The 11,372-nt window shown below is 67.3% G+C and carries 10 protein-coding genes; 3 read left to right on the forward strand and 7 right to left on the reverse strand.

What is annotated here, in order from left to right:
• From ACM14_RS29225 to ACM14_RS29240, 4 genes are all read right to left on the reverse strand, one after another.
• Positions 1 to 937, reverse strand: a 937-nt coding sequence (locus ACM14_RS29225; RefSeq protein WP_175403326.1) for a DUF6531 domain-containing protein, incomplete at its 3' end; no start/stop codon positions are given.
• A gap of 517 nt (positions 938 to 1,454) precedes the next feature.
• Positions 1,455 to 2,969, reverse strand: a complete 1,515-nt coding sequence (locus ACM14_RS29230) for a tripartite tricarboxylate transporter permease (protein WP_012204439.1) — start codon at positions 2,967 to 2,969, stop codon at positions 1,455 to 1,457.
• The gene (locus ACM14_RS29235; protein WP_063326714.1) at positions 2,969 to 3,538 is read right to left on the reverse strand and encodes a tripartite tricarboxylate transporter TctB family protein; all 570 of its coding nucleotides are present in this window, start codon (positions 3,536 to 3,538) and stop codon (positions 2,969 to 2,971) included. The genes ACM14_RS29230 and ACM14_RS29235 overlap by 1 nt, the downstream gene beginning before the upstream one ends.
• Positions 3,539 to 3,753: 215 nt before the next feature.
• Positions 3,754 to 4,713, reverse strand: coding sequence for a tripartite tricarboxylate transporter substrate binding protein (locus ACM14_RS29240; RefSeq protein ID WP_013803365.1), 960 nt, complete (start codon positions 4,711 to 4,713; stop codon positions 3,754 to 3,756).
• Positions 4,714 to 4,813: 100 nt separating this feature from the next.
• Here ACM14_RS29240 and ACM14_RS29245 point away from each other — a divergent pair, with 100 nt between their 5' ends.
• The 3 genes from ACM14_RS29245 to ACM14_RS29255 are packed head-to-tail and all read left to right on the forward strand — an operon-like array spanning position 4,814 to position 7,508.
• Complete coding sequence (locus ACM14_RS29245) at positions 4,814 to 5,536, forward strand: response regulator transcription factor (protein WP_043819580.1); 723 nt, start codon at positions 4,814 to 4,816, stop codon at positions 5,534 to 5,536.
• A gap of 30 nt (positions 5,537 to 5,566) precedes the next feature.
• Positions 5,567 to 7,054, forward strand: a complete 1,488-nt coding sequence (locus ACM14_RS29250) for a sensor histidine kinase (RefSeq protein WP_013803366.1) — start codon at positions 5,567 to 5,569, stop codon at positions 7,052 to 7,054.
• Positions 7,055 to 7,058: 4 nt separating this feature from the next.
• On the forward strand, positions 7,059 to 7,508 hold the full coding sequence (locus ACM14_RS29255; protein WP_013803367.1) for an RNA-binding S4 domain-containing protein: 450 nt from the start codon (positions 7,059 to 7,061) through the stop codon (positions 7,506 to 7,508).
• A 106-nt stretch (positions 7,509 to 7,614) separates the two neighbouring features.
• On the opposite strand, the gene ACM14_RS29260 is transcribed toward ACM14_RS29255, so the two are convergent.
• The 3 genes from ACM14_RS29260 to ACM14_RS29270 are packed head-to-tail and all read right to left on the reverse strand — an operon-like array spanning position 7,615 to position 11,216.
• Complete coding sequence (locus tag ACM14_RS29260) at positions 7,615 to 8,988, reverse strand: uracil-xanthine permease family protein (protein WP_065348094.1); 1,374 nt, start codon at positions 8,986 to 8,988, stop codon at positions 7,615 to 7,617.
• 47 nt (positions 8,989 to 9,035) lie between these two features.
• Positions 9,036 to 10,454, reverse strand: coding sequence for a guanine deaminase (gene guaD / locus ACM14_RS29265; RefSeq protein ID WP_065348095.1), 1,419 nt, complete (start codon positions 10,452 to 10,454; stop codon positions 9,036 to 9,038).
• 18 nt (positions 10,455 to 10,472) lie between these two features.
• Entirely contained in the window at positions 10,473 to 11,216 is a 744-nt protein-coding gene (locus ACM14_RS29270) for a 16S rRNA pseudouridine(516) synthase (RefSeq protein ID WP_013803370.1), read from the reverse strand.
• Positions 11,217 to 11,372 lie beyond the last annotated feature (156 nt).

Below are 11,372 nucleotides of genomic sequence, written 5' to 3' on the forward strand. Positions count from 1 at the left end.
CGTGGACGGTGATGAGGTCGCCTGCGCTGCTGTAGCCGTAGCGCACGAGGGCGATGGGGGTGGACAGGGGATGCATCGGGTCCTGCACCAGATCCACGCCTGTGACCCGCCAGCCGTCGTCGGTTCCCCACAAACCCAGCGCATCCCTGCCACCATGGATGCGCTGGTGCAGCAGCCGGTAGCGCCGGCCCGTGCCGTCGCTCAGCGAGACCAGGCGGCCTGCGGGGATGAGGTCCTTGCTCGCACTGTGGCCGGCCTCGGGCTTGGTGCCGTCGCTGTAGTGGTAGAGCTGGCGGCGCCCGAAGCGGTCGATCTGGGCCATGAGGCGCCAAGGGCCATCGACAGGTCCACCGGGTGCAGGACCAAAGCCCCAGAGCGTGTCGCCATCGCCGCTGACCGCGAGGATGGCTTCGGGATTGCACGCCAGCGCCGCCTCCACATGCGACCAGCGCGGGTTCGCCGCCCACGGGGCCGTGCCCTGTTCAGGGCTGCCGCCGCGCAGCAGCCAGATGTCTTCGCTGGCACTGTGCAACTGGCCCCCCGGCTCCAGAGGCTGGTCGAAGGTGATGACGCGGCCGCTGGCATCCAGCAGCAAGGTGGCCTCGTCCTGCAGGCGGATGCTGAGCTCCTGCAGCAGGTGCCAGCCATGGCCCAGCAGGCCGCAGGCCGCGCCGTGCTCGGGGTTGACGTAGCTGCTGTACTGGCGCTGCCAGGCCACAGGCAGCGCAGCCGATGGCAGGGCAAAGTCCAGGTCTTGTGCGCCCAGCAGCACCTTGGCGCCCAGCTGGGGGTTCACAGGGGATCCGACGGTGATGCCGTCCGGGCAGACGGAGCAGGCCAGGCCGCCCTGGCTGCCAATGAGCACGGTGCGCGAGCCGGTGACGATCTTGCCCTTGACGACGCTGTCGGTGATACGGGCTGCGGGTTTGCCACTCATGCAGACTTCTCCTGAGTGGACTTGATGGCGCAGTCGCAATGTATCGCTGTATCCAGGGCGGCAATTGCTTCACATTGCCTCATTCCGGGTAGAAGGAAACAGTGGCGGATTCTCTGATGGCCAGGCATTTCATGAGAATGCAGTGGCTCGCCCCATGGCGTGCGGATGGCAAATGGTCGTGTCATTGTGTCAACCGTCCTACGGACGGCTCCCTCTCTCGATGAGCGGGAATCATAGACAGGCCACTGGCAATGGCGCAATTGATTTATGCGTCAGACTCCTCTCATAAATGTAAGCAAATTGATTATCTTGGATACATCAGCAATTGAATGCCGCCTCACCAATGGAAGGACATATCGATAAATTTCTCATGCCATTGGTGCAATGGGCATGAGGCGCCTGCTGACCCGCATCAAGGCGCGCCAATAAAAAAAGCCCCTGCCTCGAAAGGCAGGGGCTGTCAGGGGCCCGGGGCGCCATGCGTGACACCGCCGGGCCGGCTAGCAACGGGTTGGCATCAGCCGGCAGCCGCCTCCGGCGAGGGCTTGGGCTGCAGGCGCTTGAGCACGCGCGGCACGATGAGCACGCAGGCCACGATGATGATCAGCGTCAGCGACATGGGGCGCTGCAGGAAGATCCACCAGCTGCCTTCGCCGATGGACACGGCATTGCGCATCTGTGCCTCGGCCAAGGGGCCCAGGATCATGCCGACCACGACGGGCGCAGTGGGGAAGTCGAAGCGGCGCATGATCACGCCCAGCACGCCGATGCCGTACAGCAGGAACAGGTCGAAGGCGCTCTGGCGCATGCCGTAGGCACCCACGGTGGCGAAGATCAGGATGCCTGCGTACAGCTGGGGACGCGGGATCTTGAGCAGCTTGACCCACAGGCCCACCATGGGCAGGTTGAGCACCAGCAGCATCAGGTTGCCGATGTACAGCGAGGCGATCAGCGCCCAGACCAGGGCGGCGGACGAGCTGAACAGCTGCGGGCCGGGGTTGATGCCGTAGTTCTGGAACGCACCCAGCAGCACGGCCGTGGTGTTGCTGGTGGGAATGCCCAGGGTCAGCAGCGGGATCAGCGCGGCGGTCACGGTGGCGTTGTTGGCGGCCTCTGGGCCGGCCACGCCTTCAATGGCGCCCTTGGTGCCGAACTCGGCACGGTTCTCGCCCTTGGCCAGCTTCTTTTCGGTGGCGTAGCTCAGGAAGGTGGGGATCTCGGTGCCGCCGGCAGGGATGCAGCCGAAGGGTGTGCCGATGACGGTGCCGCGCAGCCAGGCGGGCCACGAACGCTTCCAGTCGCGGCCGGTCATGTGCACGCGGCCCATCCTGTTTTGCGTATCGACGACCTTGCCTTCGTACATGGCGGCGTACAGCACCTCGGCCACGGCGAACAGGCCCACGGCCACGAGCACGATGTCCACGCCGTCCAGCAGTTCCATCTTGCCCATGGTGTAGCGCGCAGCGCCCGAGATCTGGTCCATGCCGATGCAGCCCAGCGCCAGCCCCAGGAACAGGGCCGTCATGCCGCGCAGCGCGCTTTGGCCGAGCACGGCACTGACGGTGGTGAAGGCCAGCACCATCAGCATGAAGTACTCGGGCGGACCCAGCTTGACGGCAAAGTCGGCCACCGAGGGGGCGAACAGCGTGACGACCACGGTGGCCACGGTACCGGCCACGAAGGAGCCGATGGCGGAGGTGGCCAGCGCGGCACCCGCGCGGCCGCTCTTGGCCATCTTGTTGCCCTCCATGGCCGTGACCATGCTCGCGGTCTCCCCGGGCGTGTTCAGCAGGATGGAGGTGGTGGAGCCGCCATACATGGCGCCGTAGTAGATGCCCGCGAAGAAGATCATCGAGGCGGTGACCTCGACCTTGGCGGTAATGGGCAGCAGCATGGCCACGGCCACGGCCGGGCCGATGCCGGGCAGCACGCCCACGGCCGTGCCCAGGGCGCAGCCGACCAGAGCCCACAGCAGGTTGGCGGGTGTGATGGCGGTGGCGAAGCCCGCCATCAGTGCGTCAAAGATTTCCATTACAGCCACCCCGTCTCAGTCAGGCCCGGCAGGTTGATTGCCAGGAATTGCGTGAAGGCCCAGAACACGGGCGCCGAGATGAGCAGCCCGGTGACCACGTCCTTGACCCAGGTGATGGGTGCGCCCGCCTGGGCCTGGCCGCCAGCACGGCGCAGGCCCTGCACGGCCAGCACGTAGCAGATGGTGCAGCTGACGATGAAGCCCGCCGTGCCGATCAGTGCGGCGTTGACCATCAGGCCGGCCGACACCCAGACGAAGGCGCCGATGTCGGCGCGTGGGTGGCCGCCAGGTGCAGAGGCTTCGCGGTAGCCGCCCGTGCGCGCCTCCCAGACCAGCCAGGCGCCGCAGACCGCGAGCACCACGGCGCACAGCCAGGGCAGGAAATTGGGGCCGACGCCGCCGTAGCCGGAGTCGGAAGGAATCTGCAGCGCGCCGAAGGCCAGGCCTGCAGCGACGAGCAGCACGCCAGAGCCGACGATGGTCTGCGCGCGAACCGAGGGAAAGCCGCTGGGCTCATCGGCCTGGGCGGCATCCGTGGCAAGTGGATTGGGTTGTGAGGACTCGGACATGGTCAGTTCCTGGCCGCAGCGGGACCGGCGACCGGGCTGGCCACCGCTGCAGACGTGGGGAAAAATTAAGCCGCCGGGGCCAGCGGGCCGCTGGCGCGGCGCGCGGGCATCTTCCGCTTCTTGAAGCAGGCGCTGCGACTGGCGCCTGCCGTGGCCCGCAGGAGTGCAGGCCTGTGGCCGCACCAGCCCCGCAGGAGGCCGGTGCAGCCGTTCGATCACACCATGCCGGACTTGACCATGGTGGCGCGCAGGCTCGCGAACTCCTGGTCCACGAACTCGCCGAAGGCATCGCCGGCCAGCCACGCGGGCGTCCAGTCGTTCTTCTGCAGAGCCTCGGCCCAGGCCTTGCTCTTGGTGGCCTTCTCCAGCATGGCGACCAGCGCGTCGCGCTGGGGCTTGGTGATGCCGGGCGCGCCGTACACGCCGCGCCAGTTGCCGATCTCGACGTTGATGCCCTGCTCCTTGAGCGTGGGCACGTCCACGCCCTTCAGGCGCTGGCCCGAGGTCACGCCGATGGGCTTCATCTTGCCGGTGCTGATGTACTCGGCGAACTCGCTGAAGCCGCTGCCGCCCACGGTGACGTTGCCGCCCAGGATGGCGGAGATGGCCTCGCCGCCTCCACGGAAAGCCACGTAGTTGATCTTGGAGGGATCGACGCCGACTTCACGCGCGATCATGGCCGCCGCAATGTGCTCGGTGGAGCCGCGCGAGCCACCGCCCCACTTGACGGAGCCCGGGTCCTTCTTGAGCTGGGCGATCACCTCGGCCATGTTCTTGAAGGGCGAGTTGGCGGGCAGCACGAACACGTTGTATTCGCTGGTCAGGCGCGCCAGCGGCGTGGCCTGCGTCAGGTTCACGGGCGGCTTGCCCGTGATGATGCCGCCCAGCATGACGGCGCCCATGACCATCATGGCGTTGGGATCGCCCTTGCTGCCGTTGACGAACTGCGCAAGACCGATGGCGCCAGCGGCGCCGCCCTTGTTGTCATAGGTGACGGAAGCAGCCTGACCAGCGTCCTGCAAAGCCTTGCCCAGGGCACGGCCCGTGGTGTCCCAGCCGCCGCCGGGGTTGGCCGGCAGCATCATCTTGACGGCGACCGCAGCCTGAGCAGACAGCGGCAGGCTGCCTGCGGCGGCCAGTGCGGCCAGCGACTTCAGAAAAGTATCACGACGCATGGTTTGACTCCTTGTGTTGTAAGGCTGTCGATGATGGGTTCGCTACCTGTCAAATGGCTGTCCAAACCCCTAGGGGAATCCCTAGATCGCTCTTGGCGCGATGGCCTGCATCGCGCCCGGTGCTAACGTGCGGGCCATGCAATTGCTGCTCGTAGAAGATGACAACGCCATGCGCACCACGCTGCAGCGCACGCTGATCCGGCGCGGCATCCAGGTGGAGACGGCGGCCGACGGCCCCTCGGCCCTGGCGCAGTGGCTGGTGCGCGAGCCCGACGCCGTGGTGCTGGATTTGAGCCTGCCCGGCCTGGACGGCCTGCAGGTGCTGGAGCGTGCGCGCGGCCAGGGCCTGCGCACGCCCGTGCTCATCCTGACTGCGCGCGGCACCGTGGGCGACCGCGTGCTGGGCCTGAACGCCGGCGCGGACGACTACCTGGCCAAGCCCTTCGACCTCGACGAGCTGGAGGCCCGGCTGCGCGCTCTGCTGCGCCGCAGCAGCGACAGCTTCGCGCCCAAGCCGCCGCCCGAGACCATTGCCATGGGCGCGCTGCGCTACGACAAGGCCAGCGGCGCCATCCACCGCGATGGAGAGATCATGGAGCTGACGCCCCGCGAGCTGGCCCTGATGCACGCCCTGCTGGCGCGCCCCGGCCATGCCGTGGCCAAGGAGCGGCTGTTCGCGCTGGTGTTTCCCGGTGAGTCCGACGTGCAGTACGAGGCCGTGGAAGTCGTCGCCTACCGGCTGCGCAAGAAGCTGTCGGGCACGGGCGTGCAACTGGTCACGCTGCGCGGCCTGGGCTATCTGCTCAAGGCCGAGTCGGCCTGACGCATTGCCGCATTCCTGCACCGCAAGCCCATGCGCGACCCCGGTCTTCCCCTTCCCGCCCCCGCCCGCGCGCGCCAGCCCTGGTCGCTGCGCCGCCAGCTGCTGACGGGCATTCTCGTACCCGTCATTCTGTTCATTGGCTTCAATACCTGGAGCCTGTACCACCAGACGCTGGCTGCGCTGAACACGGCCTATGACCGCACGTTGCTGGCATCGGCCAAGAGCATCAGCGAGCAGCTGGATGTGACGGGCTATGACGAGTCCGCCCAATTGCATGCCATCGTTCCCTACTCGGCGCTGGAGATCTTCGAGGCCGACAACCAGAGCCGCATGTTCTACCGCGTCTCCACGCTGGACGGGGAAATGGTGTCGGGCTTTGGCGAGCTGCCCATGTGGCACGGCGTCATCCCCCAGCGCCCGCCCTACGCAGCCCTGGTCGATTTCTATGACGCACAGTTCCGCGGCCGGCCCGTGCGCATGGCCGTGCTGCTGCAGCCCGTGGCCAGCGCCAAGGGGCGCGGCATGGCCGTGATCCAGGTGGCCGAGACGCTGGAGCTGCGCGAGACCCTGGCCCTGCAGATCCTGCGCACCACGCTGGCACGCCAGGCCCTGCTGGTGGCTGCCGTGGCGCTGATCGTGATCTTTGTGGTGCAGCGGGCCACCCAGCCCGTGCGACAGCTCAGCAGCGACCTGCGCTCGCGCCCGCGCGGCGACCTGAGCCCGCTGTCGGCCCCCGCTGCGCCGCGCGAATTGCAGCCCCTGCTGGAGGCCATCAACCAGCTCATGCTGCGGCTGCGCCAGCTGCTGTCGGACCAGAAGCGCTTTGTGCGCGATGCATCGCACCAGTTGCGCACGCCGCTGGCCGTGCTCAAGGCCCAGCTGCAGTCGGCCCAGCGCGGCGATGTGCCGGCCGAGCAGGCCTTCGAGGAAATCGGCGCCACCGTGGACCGCGCCACGCGGCTGGCCAACCAGATGCTGGCGCTGGCCAAGGTCGAGCAGCTACGGCAGGAAGACAGCGCCGAGCCGGCATCGCCCGCCCCCAGCCTGCTGGACGAAGTGGTGCGCGACGTGGCCATCGAGCTGTCGCCGCTGATTGCCGAGCAGGACATCGACTTCTCCATAGACACCGAACCCTGCCCCGTGCCGGCGCATGAATGGATGCTGCGCGAGCTCACGCGCAACCTGCTGCACAACGCCATACGCCACATGCCTGCGGCCGGCAGCCTGCACATCAGCGTGCACCAGGCCGGCAGCCAGGCCGTGCTCAGCCTGCGCGACAGCGGACCAGGCATAGACAGCGACCTGGCCCAGCGGCTGTTCCAGCCGTTCTCGGCCGGCAATGCGCGCAGCGGCTCGGGCCTGGGGCTGGCCATCTGCCACGAGATCGTGCAGACGCTGGGCGGCGCCATCGAACTGCGCAACATCTACCGGCAAGGCCTGGTCTGCGGATTGCACGCGCACGTGGCGATTCCGCTGCAACCGGCCACTGGCAAGCACCCCGCGCCGCGCGCACAATAACGCCATGACCGATATTGAATCCATGCGTCTGGACAAATGGCTGTGGTGCGCGCGTTTCTACAAGACGCGCAGCCTGGCGGTAGAAGAGATCGGCAAGGGCCGCATCACCGTCAACGGAGCCCTGGTCAAGCCCGCGCGCGAGGTGCGCTGCGGCGACACCGTGGTGCTGCGCCAGGGCCAGATTCCGCGCACCGTGGTCATTCGTGGCCTGTCCGGCATGCGCGGCCCCGCGCCCGTGGCCCAGGCCCTCTACGAAGAAACCGCCGCAAGCCTAGCCGAGCGGGAGCGCCTGGCCGAGCAGCGCCGGCTGGCGCCCGAGCCCGCCAGCAGCATTGCCGACCAGCACGACGGCCGCCCCACCAAGCGCGACCGCCGCCAGATTGACCAGGTGCGCGAGCGCGGCAACTGGGACAGCCGCTGGAGCGCATCCATCGACGACCTGGACCGGCGCTGAATCCCGCGGCCCTGCCCGCCTCATGCCTCTTCCAGCAAAAAGGCCATGCGCAACCACTGCGCATGGCCTTTTCTCATGGGTTTGCGGGCGCAGACCCCTGCGGCGTTCAGACCACCTGGTCCTTGGCCGGTGCGTCGTCCCCCTGCGCACGCGGCAGGATGAGGTTCATCACCATGGCGGCTATGGCCCCCACGGTCACGGCCGAGCCCAGCAGGTACTGCAGCATGTCCGGCAGGGTCTGGACCCAGTCCTTGGGAGCCAGCGTGGCGAAGAAGGAGCAGATGATGGGCACGCCCACCACCAGCATGGCGCGCTCGTCCAGGCGCACATGGCGCAGGATGCGGATGCCCGCCATGGCAATGGTCACGCAGACCACGGCGAACATGCCGCCGATCACGGGCGAGGGAATGGCCGCAATCAGCGCCGAGAACTTGCCCAGAAAGCCCAGGCAGGCCAGCACCAGGCCGGCTGCAATGAAAACCATGCGGCTGGCCACGCCGGTGATCGAGATCACGCCCGCATTGGTGGAGTAGCCGGTGACCGGCGTGGCGCCGATGAGTGCGGCCACGCTGCAGCTCAGGCCCTCGCCCACGGCGCCACGGTCGAGCTGGCGGCTGGTGATGGGCTGGTTGATCACGGCCGATACCGCAAACCAGGTGCCCGTGGTTTCCGCCATGACCACCAGATAGATCACGACAAAGGTCAGCACGGCAGGCAGGCTGAACTGCAGCGGGTAGTCGATGCCGGCCAGCTTGGGCAGCGTCAGCCAAGGCGCATCCGCAACCGGCTGCCAGGCGAACAGGCCCATGGCCCAGGCCACGGCCGTGCCGCCTGCCAGCGCAATGATCACCGACGACAGCCGCATCCAGCGGCCCAGCCGGTTGTCAAAGCGCAGACCCAGCATCATGGCCGCGATCAGCAGCGCCGCCGACACCGATGCCAATGCAATCGACTGGTTGACCGTCATGCCGCCGTGGACAGAAAACACGTTGGCGCTGAGCGCAATCGGCAGCAGCGACAGCCCCACCACGAGGATGATGGTGCCGCCGACGATGGGCGGCACCAGCCAGCGGATCACGCGATGGAACCAGCCCAGCGCCCCCAGCGCAATGACGATCAGCGCTCCCGGAATCAGCGCGCCATAGGCCGCTCCCATGCCGCCGAAGCCACCGCCCGCGCCAAAGGCCACGGCCAGGATGGCACCCAGCGGAATGTAGGAAGGCCCTTGCGCAACAGGCATGCGCATGCACCAGGCGGTCTGGATCAACGTGCCCACGCCTGCGGCAAGAAAAGTGGACTGGATCATGGACGCCGCATCGGCCTGCGACAGCGCCAGGGCCGAGGCAATGATGAAGGGCACGACATACACGTCCATGGCCATCACATGCTGCAGGCCCAACAACAGGGCCTGTGACAGCGAGACGCGGTCGTCGGGGCGGGCGATCAGGCGCCCTTCGTAGGAGGAGGTCGGTTCGGTCATGGGACGGAAAAATGCGGAAAACGGCCGCAGCGCAAAGACTGCGGCGCTCAGACAGCAGTGACAGCGCCGGCGGCCTGGCGACGGTGCACGCATTCGCCCTGCACCCAGGTGCTGGCCACATTGGCGCGCGTGGCGTGGTGGATGATCTTTTGCAGAATGTCGGCCGGGCCATCCGCGCCGGGCCAGATCTGGACATTGGAGTCAGGCCCCTGGCAGTCGATGGCCAGGGCGTCCATGGCGTGGCCGGGCTCGATGCGGCCAATGGGCAGGTCCAGCGCATCGCCCCCCGCCGCCGTGGCCAGCCACAGCGCAAAGACGTGGTCGATGCGGGCCTGCACGCCCTGCCCCGCCCTGCCGCGCTGTAAAGCGCCCAGGGCCGGGTCCACCCCCTCATGCAAGGCCAGCGAGGCCGTCATGGCGTGGCGGCAGGCATCGAACATGCTGGGGCTGTAGCCGCCCGAGATGTCCGTGGCCAACCCCATGCCCAGGCCCTGCTCACGGCCGCTACGCGCGGGGAAAACGCTGTTGGCGAAATAGAAGTTGGACAGAGGGCAATGCGCGACCGAGGCGCCCGTGCGCGCCATCAGCGCCACGTCATCGGCCGTGAGGAAGTTGGCATGGGCCACGACCGTGCGGCGCGTGAGCAGGCCGAAATCATGCAGCGCATGCGCATCGGTGCGGCCCTGGCGTTCCAGCACATGGGCATGCGCCCAGTCGCTCTCGGAGCAATGGGTTTGCACATGGGCGCCGGTGCGTCCAGCCAGGTCGCCCAGGCCGTGCAGCAGCTCGTCGGTGCATGAAGGAATGAAGCGCGGCGTGATCACCGGCAGCACGCGCTGCTGCGCGTTGTCCGGATGCTGGCGCAGCCAGTCGATGAAGCGCGCCGTCTCGGCAATGCCTTCGGCGGCGCTGGCGTCCTTGTAGTACGGGGGGCATTGCGACGGCTCGTCCATCGCCACCTTGCCCACCAGGGCGCGCTGGCCCAGGGCCAGGCAGCGTTCGGCGAGCACCTGGTTGCCCACGGCGTGGATGGTGCCGAAGTACATGGCCGTCGTCGTGCCATTGGCCAGCAGCGTTCGCACCACGCTGTCGTAGACCGATGTGGCAAAGCCGGCATCGCCGTAGCGCGCTTCCAGGGGAAAGGTGTACTCCTGCAGCCAGGTTTCCAGCGGCACATCCAGGGCCTTGCCGCTTTGCGGCCATTGCGGTGCATGCACATGCAGGTCCACCATGCCGGGCAAAAGGTATTGGCCCTCGGGCAGGCGCTGCAGCGTGCCTGCGGCCGCATGCGCGGCCTCCAGAGCGGCGCGGCGGGGATCACCACGCTCCAGCACGGCATCGATCATGCCGCGGCCATCCACCACGATCAGCACGTCCTGCTGGATGCGCAGCGCATCCGGCACGGGCGCATCGAAAGCAGTGCACAACAGGGCCCAGCCCTGGCCAGGGTCAGCGGAATTCATCATGGAAACGTGGCCCCTGCCTCACTTGGCCTTGAGCTTGGCCAGGTCCTCGGCCGTCAACCATCGCCACTGGCCCGGCTGCAGGTCCTCGGTGAGCTCCAGCTCGCCGATCTTCCAGCGATGCAGGCCCTCGACGCGGTTGCCAACGGCCGCGATCATGCGCTTGACCTGGTGGTACTTGCCTTCGGTCAGCGTGAGATCCAGCACATGCTCGCTCACCTGCTCGCAGGCAGCGGCCTTGACGGGCTTGGGGTCATCGTCGAGCACCACGCCGTCGAGCAGGCGCTGCACTTGGCCGGCATCGACCGGATGCTTGGTGGTCACGCGATAGATCTTGGGCACATGCTTCTTGGGCGAACTCATGCGGTGGATGAACTGACCGTCATCGCTGAGCAGCAGCAGGCCCGTCGTGTCCTGGTCCAGCCGCCCCACGGCCTGCACGCCCTGCACGGCGCCCTTGTTCGGACGCAGACGCAGCGGCAAAGGCAAAAGCGAGTAAATGCTCGGATAGGTCGACGGTTTTTGCGAGCACTCCGTGCCCGCCGGCTTGTGCAGCAGCACATAGCCCAGCGCGTGATAGGCCCACTCCACGCCCTGCACGCGATAGCGCAGGCCTTCAGGATCGATGTCCTGCGTGGAGTCGAGGCAACGTACCCAGTCATTGGCCTCGGTGTCCCACAGTTCCACCCAGCCCTGCTGGACCAGTCCGGAACACACGCGGCGGATGCCGAACCCTTGGGAATACAGAATGTCTTGCAGTTGCATGTTCATCTTTCAAGCCGTTTGCGCCCACCATGGCGCACGCACATCGCGCAGGCGACGATACAAGTACTTCTGCGCAAACAAGCAAAAAACCCCGTAGCTTTGGGCTACGGGGTTTCTTGGGCTGTAAGAGCCTGACGATGACCTACTTTCACACGG

The organism is Delftia sp. JD2, from assembly GCF_001682645.1.
Taxonomy (GTDB): Bacteria; Pseudomonadota; Gammaproteobacteria; order Burkholderiales; family Burkholderiaceae_C; genus Comamonas; species Comamonas acidovorans.